This window comes from Bradyrhizobium sp. CFUWI, from assembly GCF_056429085.1.
In genome coordinates this window covers 86,703-104,304 of sequence record NZ_JBWJZE010000001.1, presented here as the reverse complement: position 1 = coordinate 104,304, position 17,602 = coordinate 86,703, and the positions used below count along the sequence as shown (strand labels likewise).

Here is a 17,602-nt window from a genome sequence, read left to right as displayed (position 1 = left end):
GCCTTGGTTTGTTTCTTGAGCATGATCCTTTCGGAAAACCGCTGCACACTTTTCCGGATCATGCTCTAGAATGTGGGGACCTTCTCAACGCCGTCCTAACACGGGCGTAAGCATTGCTGGACCGAACGCAGCCTGATCCGAACCAGAGCGCCGGCGACGTCGCAGCCGACGGCGTTCAGGATCAATTTGTCGAAGGCAGGCCGCAGGGCTTCCGACCGCTGAACTGGCTGAAGCGCGCCGGGCAGTTCTTCTTCGCGCTGTCCTTTTCCAGCCTCACCCGCCGCATCGTCTCGCTCAACCTCGCCGGCCTCGTCGCGCTGGTCGCCAGCATCCTCTATCTGTCGCAATTCCGCGCCGGCCTGATCGACGCGCGGGCGCAGAGCCTCCTGGTGCAGGCCGAGATCATCGCCGGCGCGATCGCGGCCTCCGCCACGGTGCAGACCAACGCCATCACCATCGATCCCGACCGGCTGCTCGACCTCAAGCCGGGCGAGACCTATGGCGGCTCGGACGAATATTCGCCGCTGGACTTCCCGATCAATCCGGAGCGGGTGGCGCCGGTGCTGCGCACGCTGATCTCGCCGACCAAGACGCGCGCCCGCATCTACGATCCGAACGGCAGCCTGCTGGTGGACAGCCGCAACCTCGAAAACGTGCTGCGCTACAATCTGCCGCCGCCGGCCGAGAAGCCCGGCATCGTCGAACGCGGCATGGTCGCGGTGCGGACCTGGCTGAACCGCGGCGACCTGCCGCTCTATCGCGAGCTCGGGCCCGAGAACGGCAACGGCTATGCCGAGGTGGGCGATGCGCTCCAGGGCCAGAAGCGCTCGATGGTGCGGGTCAATGCGCGCGGCGAGGTGATCGTCTCGGTCGCCGTCCCCGTGCTGCGCTCGCGCGCGATTCACGGCGCCTTGATGCTGTCGACCCAAGGTGACGACATCGACCAGATGGTCACCGCCGAGCGCCTCGCCATCCTGAAGGTCGGCGGCGTCGCGGCCACCGTCATGATCATGCTGTCGCTGCTGCTCGCGAGCACGATCGCCGGGCCCGTGCGCCGGCTCGCCGACAGCGCCGAGCGCGTCCGCCGCCGCATCAAGGCCCGCATCGAGATTCCGGATTTCACCCGCCGCCGCGACGAGATCGGCCATCTCTCGGGCGCATTGCGCGACATGACGAGCGCGCTCTACAGCCGGATCGAGGCGATCGAGATGTTCGCCGCCGACGTCGCCCACGAACTGAAGAACCCGCTGACCTCGCTGCGCTCGGCGGTCGAGACGCTGCCGCTGGCGCGCAACGAGACCAGCCGCGCGCGCCTGCTCGAGGTGATCGAGCACGACGTCAAGCGGCTCGACCGCCTGATCTCGGACATCTCCGACGCCAGCCGCCTCGATGCCGAATTGCAGCGCCAGGATGCGATCCCGGTCGATTTGCGCCGCCTGCTGACGACGCTGGTGTCCGTCGCCAACGAAACCAAGCTCGGCCATGACGTCGCGGTCGAGACGCGCTTCGAGGGCCGCAGCCCGACCGACACCTTCGCCGTGAGTGGCCATGATTCGCGGCTCGGGCAGGTGGTCTCCAACCTGCTCTCCAACGCACAATCGTTCTCGGAAGCCGGCAACAAGGTGCGCCTCACCTGCCGTCGCGTGCGCTCCGAGATCGAGATCGTGGTCGACGACGACGGCCCCGGCATTCGCGACGACGCGCTGGAGCGCATCTTCGAGCGCTTCTACACCGACCGTCCGCATCAGGGGTTCGGCCAGAACTCCGGCCTCGGCCTGTCGATCTCCAAGCAGATCGTCGACGCCCATGGCGGACGCATCTGGGCCGAGAACCGCGCAGGCCCGCCGGATGACGAGGGCGTCCCGACCGTATCGGGTGCGCGCTTCGTGGTGAGGCTGCCGGCGCTATGAGCGACCCCGGACCCAGCGTTCACGCCTCCGCGGTCAAGGTCGGGCCCCTGGCGGTGCTGATCCGCGGGCCCTCGGGCTCCGGCAAGTCGCGCCTTGCCTTCGATTTGATCATGGCGGGACGCGCGGGCGTGGTCGACAGGGCCGTTCTGGTCGGGGATGACCGTGTCCATCTGGCGACAGTCGGCGATGAAATTGAGGTCCGCCCCGCGCCGCGCCTTAAGGGCCTGATCGAGATCCGGGGCCTCGGAATCCGCCGCTGCGACTTCGTGGAGCATGCGACCGTCGGTCTCGTGGTCGATCTGGACGCCCCGGACGCCGAGCGGCTGCCGCCGCCCGAAGCCCTGAAAACCAGCATTTCCGGTGTCGAGATACCGCGAATCCCGGTTGGCCGCGATTATTCACCCCTCCCCCTGGTTGTTGCGGCCTTGACCACTACCAAGAGTTCATCTTCCGTTAAGCCTTCAGGCGATTGTTTGAAGGGAAATGGTAACCATATGAGCCCCACTATCGCGACCGAATAGACCGGCGCAGCTCCCCTCATCCATCAGTATAGATTCAGGGAGATACGCAACATCCCCTCTTGCGCGGGGGCTCTGGATGGTCAAAGTGGCGCGTTCGTGCGGTGCACCAAAAGCGCCCGCGAGGAGTTTTCCGATGATTGGTCTAGTACTTGTGACCCACGGGCGCCTTGCCGACGAATTCAAGGCAGCGCTTGAACATGTCATGGGCCCACAAAAACAAATCGAAGCGATCACGATCGGTGCCGAAGACGATTCCGATCTCTGCCGAAGCGACATCATCGAAGCGGTTAACCGCGTCGATTCCGGCGATGGCGTTGCGATCCTCACCGACATGTTCGGCGGCACGCCGTCGAACCTTGCAATATCCTGCATGAGCCGGCCCAAGGTCGAAGTGCTCGCGGGCATCAACCTTCCCATGCTGGTGAAGCTCGCCAAGGTGCGCGAGGAGCGTCCGCTGCCTGACGCGATCGCGATGGCCCAGGAAGCGGGCCGCAAATACGTCACCATCGCCAGCCGCGTGCTCGCCGGCAAATGAGCGGCGACGCGCCACAAGCCGGGACAAGCGTGCCCGCGGGCGCGATCTCCAAGGATCTCCTGATCATCAACAAGCGCGGTCTGCACGCCCGCGCCTCGGCGAAATTCGTCCAGGCGGTCGAGCGCTTCGACGCGCAAGTGTGGGTGACGCGCGGCGGCGAGACCGTCGGCGGCACTTCGATCATGGGCCTGATGATGCTCGCCGCAGGACCTGGCACCACCATCACGGTCGCCGCCGCCGGCGCTGAGGCCGAAGCCGCACTCGCGGCGATCACGGAACTCGTTGAAAGCAAGTTCAACGAGGAAGGGGTCTGAGCCAAGCGCTCGGTGCCGTAGGGTAGGCAAAGCGAAGCGTGCCCACGCACCTTTCACGATGGCCGAAGATGGTGGGCACGGCGCTGCGCGCCTTTGCCCACCCTACGGCAGCTCGGCTATTTCCCCGGCGGCGCGATGTAGATATGCCAGCTCATCGACGGGCCGGCCTTGCCGTGGGTGAAGCGGCGCGTGGTCATCACCACGCGCTCGGCATTCGGCGCGGTCTCCGATATCCATTTCTCGAACTTGGGCAGGCGTTCGTCGGTGGCATCGAACACGCCGATGAAGCCGTATCGCTTGACCTCGTCGAGCGACGTCAGCCCGGAGGCCCAGGCCTCGTTCGGCGTGAACGCCGCCGGATGATCCGGGCTGTAGAACACCATCGGCTGGATCGATTCCATGCTGCCCGCGACGACGGCCCAGCGCGAAGCGAAGCGCGCGTGCCAAGCCTGGGTCAGCTCGCGCGCAAGATCCGAGCGCGCGCCATAGGTCGCGGTGTTGCCGGCATTGGCCGCCAGCTCGCCCGCGGCAATCCAGGGCGAGGCGACGAGCGTCGCGACACTGAGCACGAGCCAGATCGCCGCGATGTTGAACAGGCTCGCGCCCTGCACGCGCAATGTGGGGATCGCGACCAGCGCCAGGGGCACCAGGAAGAACAGCGAGATGCCCCAATCGGTCTTCATGTAGATGCTGAAGAGCAGCGCGCCGAGCGGCGGGCCGAACGCGACGATGATCTGGATGATCCAGACATTCAGCGCCTGCGAGACATTGACGCCGGAATTGGCGCCGCGCCGCCACGCCCGCGTGACGATGCGCGCGGGCGCGCGCACCAGCAGCGTCAGCCACGGCGGCACCAGCGCCATCGCCAGCCCGGCGAGCGCCACCGGCAAGGCCAGCAAGCCGAAATTATGCAGGAAGTAGCCGGCGACGAGCTGATGCACCTGGCTCTTGTCCTGGAGGCTGTAGGTGTCGCCGGCATAGGTCAGCGGCACGAAATGCGCCTCGGCCAGCCAGACGAAGTGCGGGATCATCGCCAGCACCATCGTCACGATCGCCACCCACGGCGCCGGCGAGAGCAGGAATTTCAGCCGCTCCGGATGGATCAGCGCGGCAAGCCCGATGGCGCCGATCATGGTCAGCACCCAATATTTGGTCATCAGCGCCAGCGCGCCGGCGAGCCCGAGCAAGACGCCGGACTGCCAGCTCCGCTTCTCGAACGCGTTGAGATAAGCGAGCACGAGCAGCGGTAGCGTGACGAGCTGCAGCAGATCCGGGTTGTACTTGAAACCCTTGAAATTGAAGATCGGGTAGAGCGCCACCATCACCACGACCAGGAAGGCGCGGCGCGCATCCACCACGCGCAAGGCCACCAGCCAGCAGATCACCATGCCGGCGCTGACGGTCGCCATCGCCAGCGCATAGGTCGCCCAGTCCGCGGCCGGGAACACCGTGAACCAGAGGCCTGCGACCCAGCCCGACAGCGGCGGGTGCTTGCCGTAGCCCCACAGGAATTTCTGGCCCCAGCCATAGGCTTCTGCGACGTCCATGTGAACGTCCTGCGCCGCCTTGAGATTGATCAGGATGAAGGTCCAGAGCACCGCATGCAGGATGGCGAGCTGGATCACCAGCCACAATCTCGCCTCGGGGCGGACCGCGCAGGCGACCAGCCAGGCCCGGAAGCGGTTGTAACTCAAGCGGGTCTTCGCCCGCGCTCTGGCGGATGGGATCGAGGTGGTGGACATGCGCCGTTGCGTAGCGCGTTTTGGCCTGCCGTGGAATCAGCTTGGCGTGAAGAAAGGCCCTGAAATTACAGCAATATGGTTGCCGCACGGGGATGTGAGTGGTATCCCGCGCCCATGACGACCGTCCCCATTTCCAACATCCGCAATTTCTCCATCGTCGCCCATATCGACCATGGCAAGTCGACGCTGGCCGACCGCCTGATCCAGATGACCGGCGGCCTCTCCGACCGCGAAATGGCGGGCAAGGAGCAGGTGCTCGATTCCATGGATATCGAGCGCGAGCGCGGCATCACCATCAAGGCGCAGACGGTGCGCCTGTCGTACCGCGCCAAGGACGGCAAGGACTACATCTTCAACCTGATGGACACGCCCGGCCATGTCGACTTCGCCTACGAAGTCTCGCGGTCGCTGGCGGCCTGCGAGGGTTCCCTGCTGGTGGTCGACGCCAGCCAGGGCGTCGAGGCGCAGACGCTCGCCAATGTCTACCAGGCGCTCGACAACAATCACGAGATCGTCCCGGTCCTGAACAAGGTCGACCTTCCCGCCGCCGAGCCCGAGAAGATCAAGCAGCAGATCGAGGACGTCATCGGCATCGACGCCTCCGACGCGGTGATGATCTCGGCCAAGACCGGCCTCGGCGTCCCCGACGTGCTGGAGGCCATCGTCACCCGCCTGCCGCCGCCGAAGGGCGACCGCGACGCCACGCTGAAGGCGCTGCTGGTCGACAGCTGGTACGACGTCTATCTCGGCGTCGTCGTTCTGATCCGCGTCGTCGACGGCGTCATGAAGAAGGGCAGCCGCGTGCGCATGATGGGCACGGGCGCGGCCTACGACGTCGAGCGCGTCGGCTTCTTCACGCCGAAGATGCAGCAGGTCGACGAGCTCGGCCCCGGCGAGATCGGCTTCATCACCGCCGCGATCAAGGAAGTCGCCGACACCCGCGTCGGCGACACCATCACCGACGACAGGAAGCCTGTTACGGAAATGCTGCCGGGCTTCAAGCCGGCGATCCCGGTCGTGTTCTGCGGCCTGTTCCCGGTCGATGCCGACGATTTCGAGACGCTGCGTGCGGCGATGGGCAAGCTGCGGCTCAACGACGCCAGCTTCTCCTTCGAGATGGAGACCTCGGCCGCGCTCGGCTTCGGCTTCCGCTGCGGCTTCCTCGGACTTCTGCACCTCGAGATCATCCAGGAGCGGCTGTCGCGCGAGTTCGACCTCAATCTGATCGCGACCGCGCCGAGCGTCATCTACAAGATGAAGCTCACCGACGGCCAGGAGATCGAGATCCACAATCCCGTCGACATGCCCGACGTGGTCAAGATCGCCGAGATCGACGAGCCCTGGATCGAGGCGACCATCCTCACCCCGGACGAATATCTCGGCAGCGTGCTGAAGCTGTGCCAGGACCGCCGCGGCGCGCAGAAGGAGCTGACTTACGTCGGCTCCCGCGCCATGGTGAAATACGATCTGCCGCTCAACGAGGTCGTGTTCGACTTCTACGACCGCCTGAAATCGGTTTCCAAGGGCTACGCCTCGTTCGACTATCATCTCACCGACTACAAGCCGGCCGATCTCGTCAAGATGCAGATCCTGGTCAATGCCGAGCCGGTCGATGCGCTCTCCATGCTGGTGCACCGCACCCGCGCCGAGGGCCGCGGCCGCGCCATGGTCGAGAAGATGAAGGAGCTGATCCCGCCGCACATGTTCCAGATCCCGATCCAGGCGGCGATCGGCGGCAAGGTGATCGCCCGCGAGACGGTGCGCGCGCTGCGCAAGGACGTCACCGCGAAATGCTACGGCGGCGACATCACGCGTAAGCGCAAACTTCTGGAGAAGCAGAAGGAAGGCAAGAAGAAGATGCGGCAGTTCGGCAAGGTCGACATCCCGCAGGAAGCCTTCATCGCGGCGCTGAAGGTGGACAGCTGAGGGGGCCTTCCTGCGCCACGAGGCAGGGGCCGGCCCGGATCCCGGGGCCGGACAACAAAAAACGCGAAAACAACCCCATGCACAGTAGCCGCCCCCTTGGCGGCATTGCGCTTGTTCGATTTCACGAAATCCGTTTGCTCGGTCGGGCAAAACAAAACAGGGGGATGATGGCAGCATCGCAGCGGGTTTGATGCAGGCGTCCGTCAGCGCGCCTGTTCCTGATCGATCACAGCTTCCGCTTCGCCTCGACGTACCGTGCGAAATTGTCGAGGATCGCCTGCCAGCCACCCCGCTGCTGCTCGACCGAGTGCGTCGTTTCGCCATCGAACACGACGCGGACGACAATGCCGTTCGCCGCGGGCACGAACTCGACCTCGGCCTTGCGGTCGCCGAACGCATATTCGATCCGCTTGTGTTCCACGATCCTGGTGTAGGTGCCGGCGAAGTCGAAGCCCATGCTGCCGTCCTTGGCTTCCATCCGCGACGAGAAGGCGCCACCTTCCCGCAGGTCGACCGTCGCCTTGGTCGTGTGCCAGTCGTCGGACGCCGCATTCCACTTCACGATGTCGGCAGGCGTCGTATAGGCCTGCCAGACCTGATCGATGGGGGCTGCGACGCTGGTTTCGACGGTGATCCTCATGGGCATTGCTCCAGTGCGAATTTGACGGTTCGAATCGACGAAATCACGTCAGGTGTGCCGGGTCGATCTCCTGCACGTCCGGGACGTGTCCACCCAAGGACGATCGAGCCCGACCCATGCCGACATGGTCCGGCGTCAATGCGCTAAAAAAATAGAAAAGTCGTATCGGAGGCGAAGCGAAGCGTGCCCACCCTGTGTGCTCTCGGGAAGAATGGCAGGCACGGCGCTCGGTGCCTTGCCCGCCCTGCGAAAGCTGACGGGCGGACGTAGTATCTAGCGATGCTCCCTGACGATCCGACATGAAGATGAAGCTCGCTGGGTTTCGCGTCCAACTTCGCTCTTCGGGCTGCGCCGAACAAATCGCTCTACCACCAGCGCGGCTCTTCAGATCGGCCTGGTCTTGGCTCGGATGGCCATCGACCGCTTCAGGACCTGCTGGGCATCGGCGTAGCGTCCCTGGTCCTTGTAGAGAGCTGCAAGGTTCTGCAGAACATAGGCGAGGTCCGGATGGTCGGGACCAAGCGACTTCTCCATGGCCGCCACCGACCGCTTGTACAGGCGCTCGGCTTCGGCGTTACGTCCCTGCCGTCCGTAGAGCGCGGCCAGATTGTTCAGTGCCTGCGCGACATCCGGATGGTCGGGCCCGAACGCCTTCTCGGTCACCGCCATCGCGCGCTTCAGCAGCCGCTCGGCCTCGGCATAGCGGCGCCGATGGATATAGGCATCGGCGAGGTTGCTCATCAGCACCGTGGCTTCGGGATCGTCCGGGCCGCGCGCTTTCTCGAGAACGGCCAGCCCTCGCTTGAACAGCGGCTCGGCCCGGTCGTACCGGCCCTGGTTGCTGTAGACCGCGCCGAGGTTGCTCAACGCCAGCACGATCGACGGGTCATTGGGGCCGAGCGACTTCTCGCTGATGGCGATCGACCGCTTGAGCAGCGGCTCCGCTTCCGCGTAACGCTGTTCCGCGCGGTAGAGATCGCCGAGGTTGTTCAGCACCATCGCAAGTTCCGGATGATCCGGACCGAGTGTCCGCTCCCGGATCGCCAGCGCGCGCTTGTAGAGCGGCTCCGCAACCGCGTATTGGCCGAGGTTGTAGTGGATCGTGCCGAGGTCGTTCAGCGGCATCGCGAGGGCCGCATCGTCAGGGCCGAACTCCTTCTCGCGCAGAGTCAGGGATTTCTGAGCCAATGGCAGCGCTTCGGTGTATTTGCCGGCCCGATAGAGTTGCTTCATCTGCAGCGTGAGGGTGCCCGCCTCGTCATGTTCGGCATGGGATGGCGCGCCGAACGACAGGCTCAAGGCAAGCGCAGCAACTGCAGCGCAGATTGATGCTTTTAGGGTCCTCATCGCGCCTTCCCTCGTCGCGGCTATCGGGACTTACGCGCCGTTGGTGCTCCCGGAAGCCGGACAGGTTCAATGCAGCCGCGGCTTGCGGCCCCCCATCACCGACTGGCCGGCGAATACCGGCCAGAAGACGGACCCGACCGGCCGCGCCAGCGCGGCTGTATGCCATTGGCAGGCGTCATCAGTTCATCATTGCCCGAGCTGTTGCAGCACGGCAAACCACAGCGCGAGCGGCTCCCTGAGGGCGCCCGGCTCGGACGGCTTTTGGCGAACGGCGGTGTGCACCATGACGAGCTTGGAAGCCGGATCGACCAGGATGACCTGACCGCGGATGCCCAGCAGGGCAAATCTGCGCTGCTCGCCAGGGAGGAGCCACACCTGATAGCCGTAGCCGAAATAGCGTGTGGCCACGTGCGGCGCGAGATGACCATCCTCTGGCCTGACGGTCGTGGCATCGAGCAGCCATTGCCGGGGGATCAATTGACGGCCTTCCCAGGCACCGTCATGTGCGAGCAACCGGGCCAGGCGCGCATAGTCGCGCAAGGTCGCGTTGAAGCAGCAAAAGGCGATCTCTTGCCCGCTGCCGTCGATCGCCCATGAGGCATTCGCTTCGGTGCCGATGGGATCCCAGATCCGGTCGTGGAGATAGTCGGCAAGCGGCGTGCCCGTGGCGGCGCGCAGGACCAGGCCGAGGATTTCCGTTTCAACGCTGGCATAATGCCATCTGGTCCCCGGCGGTGCGGTTCGGGTATTGAATTGCGCGACGACGGCAGCGGGGTCCTTCGGCTCGTCGACGAACAGGGCCCGCCCAAGCCGGGCGATGTCGTCCTTGCCGTCATAGACTTCCGAGAACTCGACGCCCGAAGACATGTTCAGCAGGGCGCGGATGGATGTGTTTCCATATTCCGTTCCTGCAAGGCCGGGAACGTAGGTTGAGACGGGGTCGTCGATCGACTTGATCCGCCCCTCCGAGACCGCGATCCCGACCAGCATGGCCACCAGCGTCTTCGCCATGGACTGCGAGACAAAGCGATGGTGGTCGGTCCGCGCATATTGATAGTGCTCGTACAGGATGGTGTCGTCCCGGGCGATCAAGAGGCCCGTCACCGGGTTGCGCTTGAGGTAGTCCGCGATGCTGAGCCGCTGGTTATCGAAATGATAGGCAATCGACGGCTCTGGCGCGCGCTTGAATTGCCACGGCACCGTCGCGCGACCTATCGCGCGCGACTTGTAGAGCTCGTCGAAATGGCTGTAGACCCCGACCAGCTTGTCAAGCTGCGGGGCAGCCCCGCGCGTGCCGACTGGATAGCCCTCAGCCGCGCCGTAGAGCTCGGCATCCGGGCCGCTATCCGAAAACACCGGCCCCGGCTCGCGGGCAGAGTTTTGGCCGTCCTGCGCGTATGCGAGAGGTGCCGAGATCGCCGCGGCGACAATGACCGGTAAGACAAGCCTGCGGCAACCGTGCGGCCCCAAGAGCGCTCCCCATGTCATTGAACTTGCCTCCTCACGCGTTCTTGGTGGTGCGTCTGTGAGAACAACAAAGCAGGCCGGTGACGAGGGGATGCTATCATCAGGACTGGACGGTGTCAGTATACGCCCAACGCGCCTTGCCCTCCGTCGGCATCTGGGCCACCATCTCCGCGCGCACCGTCAACAAAACCAACAGCGCCAAGGAAACGCATGAGCAAGCCGTCACGCTTCGACTATGGCTGGGTCGTGGTCGCCGCGGGCGCGCTGATGACGTGTGTCGGGTTCGGCACGATGCTGTCGCTGGCGGTGTTCCTGCAGCCGATCTCGGACGCCATGGGCTGGTCGCGCGCCGGGGTGTCGGCGGCGGCGACGCTGGATTTCCTCTTCATGGGATTTGCCGCGTTCCTGTGGGGCGCGCTGTCGGACCGGTTCGGCACCCGCATCGTGGTGCTCGCGGGAAGCCTGCTGCTGGGGCTCGGCCTCGTCACCGCAAGCCAGGCGACGAGCCTGTGGCAGTTCCAGCTCTGCTTCGGCGTGCTGATCGGCATTGCCGCCGGCAGCTTCTATGCACCGATGATGGCGCTGGCGAGCGCCTGGATCGAGAAGAACCGCAGCCTTGCGGTAGCGCTGGTCTCGGCCGGCATGGGCGTGTCGCCGGTGACGATCGCGCCGTTCGCGAGCTGGCTCATCACGACCTATGACTGGCGCACCGCCATGCTGGTGATCGGCTGTGCAGCCTGGGCGCTGCTGATCCCCGCCTGCTTCCTGGTGCGTCCGGCGCCGGCAGCGGCAGGCACCGCGAATGCAGACGCTGCGCCGGAGGTCGAGCTGACCGCGGCGCAGGCGTTGCGCACGCCGCAATTCATCGCGCTGGCGGCAGCGCATTTCGCCTGCTGCGCCGCGCATTCCGGCCCGATCTTCCACATGGTGTCGTACGCAATGGTGTGTGGCATCGCTCCGCTCACGGCGGTGACGGTCTACAGCGTCGCCGGCGTCTCAGGCCTCGGCGGCCGCCTGCTGCTCGGCGCGCTGGCCGACCGCATCGGTGCAAAGCCCGTGCTGGTCGGCGGGCTCCTCGTGCAGGCGATGTGCATCGCGAGCTATCTTGCGGTGGCGCAGCTCGGCGAATTCTACGCGCTCTCGGTGGTGTTCGGCCTCGCCTATGGCGGGGTGATGCCGCTCTATGCGGTGCTGGTGCGCGAGTTCTTCGGCGCCCGCATCATGGGCACGGTGTTCGGCGCGGTATCGGCCTTCGCCAGCCTCGGCATGGCGCTCGGACCCTGGGCCGGCGGGCTCGTGTTCGACAATTTCCAGCGCTACACCTGGCTGCACGCCGGCTCGTTCGCGATCGGCCTTGCCGCCGTCGCCGTGGCACTGAGCTTCCCGACCAAGCGCAGACCATCGCTCGACCTTGGCCGCGCCGCGGCCTGATTTCGACGAGCGAGGGCGTGTGGTCGTAAACCCGGTCAGCCCGCGCCGAGTAGGACCCGTGTCTGTTCACAACACCGGACATCGCCAGTTTGCCTGGCTAGCGGACGTCGACTCGCTTTCGCTTGTGCTCCTCATTCAAGATCATGAAGCTCCTTGCCAAGCGGCGGCACCAGCCGAAACTCCGAAAAGGCGACCGCTAATCCCGACCGCTCCGGCGTGCAAGCCATAGGTCCAACGAGATAGGAAGAACTCTCCGCGAATGGCGCGAGCCGCATGAGAGGCCACATCTTTCCATCGGTCGATGCCTGCAAACGAAGCACACCATGCGCAACCGTGACACGTAATCGGAAGTCACTGGCGTCGTGCTCATAGTGGGCTGTTGCCCAGTCCGATTGCCCCGCAGTCAGCACGCTCGAAAGCATGGCGCGCCCGTCCGAAAACTCGATCCCCGCCTTAAGCCAGCGACGTTCGTCTATACGCACCATCAGGCCCGCTTGATCGTAGAGCGCCCTAAAATCAGCTCGGATGCGAAGTTCGGCCGTGAACGCATCTCCCGTCTCAAAACCGAGGAAATGTCCGCTATCGCGGATAAAGCCGTAGTGTGTCTCGCGCCAAAAGTCAGTGGCCTGGTCTGTTATTAGTTCAAGGAGGTTTTCCTTTTCGGACCATGTTTTCGGCTCGTTCAACCAAGTGCCGTCAGACTTACCAAACATTCGTAGTGCTCCCTCTGAACCGGACGCCCCCTTGTCCACAACCAAGCGCGTAGAGAAAGAATTTTGTACTCGGCACATGGGTGGGACACTTTCTCCTGGAGCACAACTCGGCTGGCCGACCTCAGGTCCGCCATTGTCGAAGGCGGCTCTTAACGACATCTCAGTGCAGGTCAGCTGATAGGCACAAGCCGCCGAGCGCCGTCGGGCGGCAGATTTCCGCTTTGTGTTAGCAAGCCGGCGTCATGAGGCCGCCCCTTAGTCGGACTTCGAGTTTCGGCCTCGTGTTGCGACGATGGAGAAAGCAGCGCGTCCCTTTACATCGGCATCGCCAAGCGGCGACCGCCCCTCACGCCACCAGCGCGGCGTCATCGCCGTCGATGCCGCGCTGTGCGGCGAGCAGGCTGACGATCTCGATATTGGGCCGGGCCTTGCTGAACAGAAAGCCCTGGCCTTCGTGGCAGCCTTCCGCGCGCAGGCAGCTCAGCTCGGCTTCGGTCTCGACGCCTTCGGCGGTGATGGTGACGCCCAAGCCTTTGCCGAGACTGACGATGGAGCGGATGATGGCCTGCGCCTCGCGGTTGGCCCCTAAATCGCGAACGAAGGACTGGTCGATCTTGATCTTGTCGAAGGGGAAGCTGCGCAGATAGCTGAGGCTGGAATAGCCGGTGCCGAAATCGTCCATCGAGATGCGCACGCCCAACGCGCGCAAGGCATGCAGCGTCGCCAGCACCTGCGCGCTCTTTTCCAGGAGCAGCGTCTCGGTGATCTCGAGCTCGAGCCGCCGCGGCGGCAAGCCGGACGCCTTGAGTGCTTCGGTCACCATCGAGAGCAGATTGCCGCCGCGGAACTGGAGCGGCGACAGATTGACGGCGATAAGGACGTCGTCCGGCCAGGCCGCGGCATCGAGGCAGGCCCGGCGCAGCATCAACCCGCCGAGCGGATTGATCAGGCCGGTGTCCTCGGCGACCGGAATGAACTCGGCCGGCGAGACCATGCCGCGCTCGGCATGCGGCCAGCGCACCAGCGCTTCGAAGCCGGTGATGCGGCCGCTCTGGAGGTCGATCAGCGGCTGATAATACGGACGCAGCACGTCGTTCTGGATCGCGTCGCGCAGCTCGACCTCGATCTTACGGCGGCTCTGCGCTTTCGCATCCAGCGCGGCCTCGAAGAAGGCGAAGCTGCCACGTGCATCCTGCTTGGCGCGCGACAGCGCCATGTCGGCGCTCTTGAGCAGCTTCTCGGAATCATCGCCGTCGCCCGGCGCCATCGCGATGCCGATCGAGGCGCCGATCACCACGGAATGACCGTCGAGCAGATAGGGATCGGCGATGGCCTCGAGCAGGCGCTTTGCCAGCCCCACCGCGTCCTCGGGCCGCATCAGCCCGCTCTGCGCAATCGCGAACTCGTCCGAGTTGAGTCTCGCCAGCGCGTCTTCCTCGCGAAGCGTCGAGCGCAGCCGCTTGGCGACGCCGCGCAACAGCTTGTCGCCGACCGCGTGTCCGAGCGTGTCGTTGACTGCCTTGAAATTGTCGAGCCCCAGCATCAGCAGCGCGACCTTCTCGGGGCTGCGCCGCGTGTGCAGCAGCATCTCGTCGGTCTGCTGGCGCAGCAGGGCGCGGTTGGGCAGGCCGGTCAGCGCGTCATGCTGGGCCATGAAGGCGAGCCGCGCCTCGGCGCGCTTGCGTTCGGTGATGTCCATCAGCGCAAGCAGCACCGCGGGCCGGTCGGCATAGGTCAATTCGCGGAAATAGATCGCAAGGTCGATCAGCGCGCCGTCGGCCTTGACGTGCTTCCAGGTGCGGCCGGCCTGCTCCTCGCTGGAACGGTCGGCGGTCCAGGGCGGCTCGCTGTCGAAGGCCTGCAGGGAGCGGATCGTCAATCGCTCGAACTCGGCACGGCTGTAACCGTAATGCGCGACCGCGGCATCGTTGACGCCGAGGATACGCTCGTCGTCCAGCGCGCAGACGATCATCGGGACGGGATTGCCGTCGAACAGCAGGCGGAACGAGGCTTCGCGCTGCTTCAGCTCGGTGATGTCGACGCGCAGGCCGACCACGCCGCCGTCATCGGTCAAGCGCTCGTCGATCAGGATGACGCGGCCGTCCGACAGCTTCTGCTCGTGGCGCGCGCCGGGCTGATAGAGCTTTTGCAGACGCTCGGCGATCCACGCTTCCTCCTGGCCCACGGCCTCCGGGTAGTCGCCGCGGGCAACGCCGATGCGCAGCGTGTCTTCGAGACGGGCGCCTTCCTCGAACAGATCGGCGGTCTTGCTGTAGATCTCGGCGTACTTCTTGTTCCAGAGGACGTAGCGGCCTTCGGCATCGAGGAACACGATGCCTTGCGGCAGGATGTCGATGGCCTGGCGCAGCCGCTCATGGGATTTGCGCGCGTCCGCGATCGCGGCTTCCGTCTCGGCGCGACTGCGCAAGACTTCATCGCGTTCGGACAGGGCTCGCGATGCGCACGCGAAGCGCGGCTTGCGCGGCGATCGGCCGGACCGGGCAAGCACGCCTTGCTTTCGTTTTTTTGCTTTTCGAGACTTCAAACCCAACTTCACCCGTTCCCGTCGCGCCCGCCCGCGCAAGTCTTGAGAGGAAAAGTCTTGGGGCAAGTGTCTGAAAAAAAAGTAATCTTGCCCGGCCGCGGTCCGCGCGAGGCGGACCTTGCTGCCTGTTTGCGCGGCGCGGCTATGGCGGCAGGCGCCGTCACATTGTGTCTGGAGCCGCAATCAACGATCGGCCTGATGCAAAATTGCGCGCGCGCTTGAATCAGTTCCGAAATCACGCGCGATTGCATGCGAGCCGCGGGTTTTCCTCGCGCCGCGCACGAATTTTGGTCAATGCAGGATAGGGTTATTGCACCCTTAAGAAACGCGGCTCGAGGCACGATTTAGCGCGCAGCGGCGAGCCGGCAGCCGGCTCCAGCCTCATTCTTACCCCTGATGCCGCATTGGGCTATAAGGACGTCTGCATGAGTCGCCGCGGCATCATCCTCCTCCTGCTTTGGTTCGTCCCCCTGGCCGCCGGCGGCGCGCTGGCCCAGGACAAGGGCAGTATGAATCCGAAGCCGCTGCCGCCGCTCGCCAATCCGAACGACCCAGATCTGGCCGCCAAGGAGCTGTTCGCGCGAAAGCTATTGCCGTCGAAGGGGCCGGCCCATGTCATCGGCTCCTACACCAAGGGCTGCATCGGCGGCGCGGAGCAGATGCCGCTCAACGGCGATCATTGGCAGGTGATGCGGCTGTCGCGCAATCGCAGCTATGGCCACCCCGAGATGATCAGCCTGATCAAGCGGCTTGCGGCCAGGGCGCACAAGGACGCGGGATGGCCGGGCATCCTGGTCGGCGACATCGCGCAGCCGCGCGGCGGCCCGGCGCTGTCGGGCCATGCCAGCCACCAGATCGGTCTCGACGCCGACATCTGGCTGACGCCGATGCCGGACCGCCGCCTCTCGCGCGAGGAGCGCGAAGACATGTCGGCGGTGATGATGGTGCGTCAGGACCGGCTCGACATCGACCCCCGCGTGTTCACGCCCGGCCATGTCCTGGTGCTGCGCGATGCGGCGCGCGAGCCGGCGGTGCAGCGCATCTTCGTCAACGCCGCGATCAAGAAGGCGCTGTGCCGCGAGGCCAAGGGCGACCGCGCGTGGCTGGCGAAGATCCGCCCCTGGTGGGGCCACGACTACCATTTCCACATCCGCATGCGCTGCCCGGCAGGTGCCGAGGAGTGCGAGGGCCAGCCGTCGCAGGCCGAGGACGAAGGCTGCAAGCCCGCCGATCTCGCCTATTGGTTCTCCGACGCAGTGCTGCACCCCAAGCCGCCGCCGGAGCCGCCAAAACCGAAGCCGCCGATGACGCTGGCGCAGATGCCGGCGGCGTGCAAGGCGGTGCTGCACGCGGGCGATGCGAAGCCGTAGGGTGCGCTGTCCCCTCACCCATCGCCGTCGTCCCGGACAAGCGCGCCCCAAGCGCGCGCAGATCCGGGACCCAGAGCCCCAGGGAGTGGTCGTCGGACGAAGTGGCAACGCCGAGTCTTCGCCAAACACAATCCTGTGGCTATGGATCCCGGGCTCGCGCTACGCGCGCCCCGGGATGACGCACCAGGTTTGACCTTCCGACCTGGCCTGCTATCTTCGCGGCTGCGATATCCCACGCTGGCCGTAAGCCACCGGGGAGCCGTGGAACGGCGCGTCCGCCCGTCGCATCTGACCCACCCAACGCCAGATTTGCGTGCGCCGCCTGCGCGCGCGAGCTCGCACGGAGCGCATCCATGTTTCGTCTGTCCGGACTTCTCACCGCCTTCGTGATCCTTGCCACCGCCCCCCTTTCGCCGGCCGCCGCCGAGGACAAAACCATCACCGTGTTCGCCGCCGCGTCGATGAAGAATGCGCTCGACGAGGTCAATGCAGCCTACACGGCCAAGACCGGAATCAGGTTCTCGGTCAGCTATGCCGCGAGCTCGGTGCTCGCCCGGCAGATCGAGCAGGGCGCGCCGGCGGACGTGTTCGTCTCGGCCGACACCGACTGGATGGACTACGCGATCGCCAGGAAGACCATCGACGAGGCTTCCAGGGTCAATCTGCTCGGCAACAGCATCGTGCTGATCGCGCCGAAGGATTCCAAGATCGACAACGTCGCGATTACCCAGGGCTTCGATCTCGCCAAGCTCGCCGGCGACGGCAGGATCGCGACCGGCGACGTCAAGTCGGTGCCGGCAGGCAAATATGCCAAGGCGGCGCTCGAGAAGCTCGGCGCCTGGCAGGCCGCCGAAGCGAAATTCGCGATGGCCGAGAGCGTGCGCGCGGCGCTGACGCTGGTCGCGCGCGGCGAGGCCAATCTCGGCATCGTCTATTCCACCGACGCCAAGGTCGAGCCCGGCGTCAAGATCGTCGGCACCTTCCCGGCGGACTCGCACCCCGCGATCATCTATCCGGTTGCCGCGACCACAATCGCGAAGGCCGGGACCAGCGACTATCTCGCCTTCCTGCGCTCCTCGGGCGCCAAGACCATCCTGGAAAAATACGGCTTCAAGTTCCTGGTCAGCCCGACAATCTGATA

General features: G+C 65.2%; 14 protein-coding genes. 8 read left to right on the top strand and 6 right to left on the bottom strand.

The features are described from left to right. Nucleotides 1-113 precede the first annotated feature (113 nt). The 4 genes from AC066S_RS00500 to AC066S_RS00485 all read left to right on the top strand — a co-directional run bounded on the left by AC066S_RS00500 (nucleotide 114) and on the right by AC066S_RS00485 (nucleotide 3,280). Nucleotides 114-1,910, top strand: a complete 1,797-nt coding sequence (locus AC066S_RS00500; protein WP_164719014.1) for a sensor histidine kinase — start codon at nucleotides 114-116, stop codon at nucleotides 1,908-1,910. After that, entirely contained in the window at nucleotides 1,907-2,431 is a 525-nt protein-coding gene (locus AC066S_RS00495) for an HPr kinase/phosphorylase (RefSeq protein ID WP_135170511.1), read from the top strand. The genes AC066S_RS00500 and AC066S_RS00495 overlap by 4 nt, the downstream gene beginning before the upstream one ends. 133 nt (nucleotides 2,432-2,564) lie before the next feature. Beyond that, nucleotides 2,565-2,966 (top strand): PTS sugar transporter subunit IIA, encoded by a 402-nt coding sequence (locus AC066S_RS00490; protein WP_007597752.1) that lies wholly within the window; start codon nucleotides 2,565-2,567, stop codon nucleotides 2,964-2,966. Next, nucleotides 2,963-3,280: an HPr family phosphocarrier protein gene (locus AC066S_RS00485; protein WP_126261044.1), complete on the top strand. Its 318-nt coding sequence runs from the start codon at nucleotides 2,963-2,965 to the stop codon at nucleotides 3,278-3,280. Before AC066S_RS00490 ends, AC066S_RS00485 begins: the two co-directional genes overlap by 4 nt. A 116-nt stretch (nucleotides 3,281-3,396) precedes the next feature. On the opposite strand, the gene AC066S_RS00480 is transcribed toward AC066S_RS00485, so the two are convergent. Then, nucleotides 3,397-5,022 (bottom strand): glycosyltransferase family 39 protein, encoded by a 1,626-nt coding sequence (locus tag AC066S_RS00480; RefSeq protein WP_135170510.1) that lies wholly within the window; start codon nucleotides 5,020-5,022, stop codon nucleotides 3,397-3,399. 114 nt (nucleotides 5,023-5,136) lie between these two features. Between AC066S_RS00480 and lepA the strand changes: the two genes are divergently transcribed. Then, on the top strand, nucleotides 5,137-6,948 hold the full coding sequence (gene lepA, locus AC066S_RS00475) for a translation elongation factor 4 (protein WP_126261042.1): 1,812 nt from the start codon (nucleotides 5,137-5,139) through the stop codon (nucleotides 6,946-6,948). Nucleotides 6,949-7,174: 226 nt separating this feature from the next. Here lepA and AC066S_RS00470 read toward each other — a convergent pair whose 3' ends face one another. The 3 genes from AC066S_RS00470 to AC066S_RS00460 form a co-directional block, all read right to left on the bottom strand. Beyond that, a complete protein-coding gene (locus AC066S_RS00470; RefSeq protein ID WP_135170509.1) occupies nucleotides 7,175-7,588 on the bottom strand; it encodes an SRPBCC family protein in 414 nt (137 codons plus the stop codon). 384 nt (nucleotides 7,589-7,972) lie between these two features. Continuing rightward, complete coding sequence (locus tag AC066S_RS00465; RefSeq protein ID WP_126261040.1) at nucleotides 7,973-8,935, bottom strand: tetratricopeptide repeat protein; 963 nt, start codon at nucleotides 8,933-8,935, stop codon at nucleotides 7,973-7,975. Nucleotides 8,936-9,121: 186 nt separating this feature from the next. Then, entirely contained in the window at nucleotides 9,122-10,405 is a 1,284-nt protein-coding gene (locus tag AC066S_RS00460) for a serine hydrolase domain-containing protein (RefSeq protein ID WP_478268666.1), read from the bottom strand. A 207-nt stretch (nucleotides 10,406-10,612) separates the two neighbouring features. Here AC066S_RS00460 and AC066S_RS00455 point away from each other — a divergent pair, with 207 nt between their 5' ends. Then, nucleotides 10,613-11,833: an MFS transporter gene (locus tag AC066S_RS00455; RefSeq protein ID WP_126261039.1), complete on the top strand. Its 1,221-nt coding sequence runs from the start codon at nucleotides 10,613-10,615 to the stop codon at nucleotides 11,831-11,833. Between the two features lie 131 nt (nucleotides 11,834-11,964). On the opposite strand, the gene AC066S_RS00450 is transcribed toward AC066S_RS00455, so the two are convergent. After that, nucleotides 11,965-12,546, bottom strand: a complete 582-nt coding sequence (locus AC066S_RS00450) for a DUF1349 domain-containing protein (protein WP_205680541.1) — start codon at nucleotides 12,544-12,546, stop codon at nucleotides 11,965-11,967. A gap of 346 nt (nucleotides 12,547-12,892) precedes the next feature. Next, entirely contained in the window at nucleotides 12,893-15,055 is a 2,163-nt protein-coding gene (locus tag AC066S_RS00445) for an EAL domain-containing protein (protein WP_478268665.1), read from the bottom strand. Nucleotides 15,056-15,516: 461 nt separating this feature from the next. Here AC066S_RS00445 and mepA point away from each other — a divergent pair, with 461 nt between their 5' ends. Continuing rightward, on the top strand, nucleotides 15,517-16,461 hold the full coding sequence (gene mepA, locus AC066S_RS00440; protein ID WP_126261036.1) for a penicillin-insensitive murein endopeptidase: 945 nt from the start codon (nucleotides 15,517-15,519) through the stop codon (nucleotides 16,459-16,461). A gap of 353 nt (nucleotides 16,462-16,814) precedes the next feature. Continuing rightward, the gene (modA, locus tag AC066S_RS00435) at nucleotides 16,815-17,600 is read left to right on the top strand and encodes a molybdate ABC transporter substrate-binding protein (protein ID WP_126261035.1); all 786 of its coding nucleotides are present in this window, start codon (nucleotides 16,815-16,817) and stop codon (nucleotides 17,598-17,600) included. The last annotated feature ends 2 nt before the right edge of the window (nucleotides 17,601-17,602 follow it).

What these genes read in the sequence shown, in the direction of transcription:
- AC066S_RS00495 (WP_135170511.1), top strand. Translation starts at nt 1,907, where the DNA reads ATGAGCGACCCCGGACCCAGCGTTCACGCCTCCGCGGTCAAGGTCGGG.
- AC066S_RS00490 (WP_007597752.1), top strand. Translation starts at nt 2,565, where the DNA reads ATGATTGGTCTAGTACTTGTGACCCACGGGCGCCTTGCCGACGAATTC.
- AC066S_RS00485 (WP_126261044.1), top strand. Translation starts at nt 2,963, where the DNA reads ATGAGCGGCGACGCGCCACAAGCCGGGACAAGCGTGCCCGCGGGCGCG.
- AC066S_RS00480 (WP_135170510.1), bottom strand. Translation starts at nt 5,022, where the DNA reads ATGTCCACCACCTCGATCCCATCCGCCAGAGCGCGGGCGAAGACCCGC.
- lepA (WP_126261042.1), top strand. Translation starts at nt 5,137, where the DNA reads ATGACGACCGTCCCCATTTCCAACATCCGCAATTTCTCCATCGTCGCC.
- AC066S_RS00470 (WP_135170509.1), bottom strand. Translation starts at nt 7,588, where the DNA reads ATGAGGATCACCGTCGAAACCAGCGTCGCAGCCCCCATCGATCAGGTC.
- AC066S_RS00465 (WP_126261040.1), bottom strand. Translation starts at nt 8,935, where the DNA reads ATGAGGACCCTAAAAGCATCAATCTGCGCTGCAGTTGCTGCGCTTGCC.
- AC066S_RS00455 (WP_126261039.1), top strand. Translation starts at nt 10,613, where the DNA reads ATGAGCAAGCCGTCACGCTTCGACTATGGCTGGGTCGTGGTCGCCGCG.
- AC066S_RS00450 (WP_205680541.1), bottom strand. Translation starts at nt 12,546, where the DNA reads ATGTTTGGTAAGTCTGACGGCACTTGGTTGAACGAGCCGAAAACATGG.
- mepA (WP_126261036.1), top strand. Translation starts at nt 15,517, where the DNA reads ATGAGTCGCCGCGGCATCATCCTCCTCCTGCTTTGGTTCGTCCCCCTG.
- modA (WP_126261035.1), top strand. Translation starts at nt 16,815, where the DNA reads ATGTTTCGTCTGTCCGGACTTCTCACCGCCTTCGTGATCCTTGCCACC.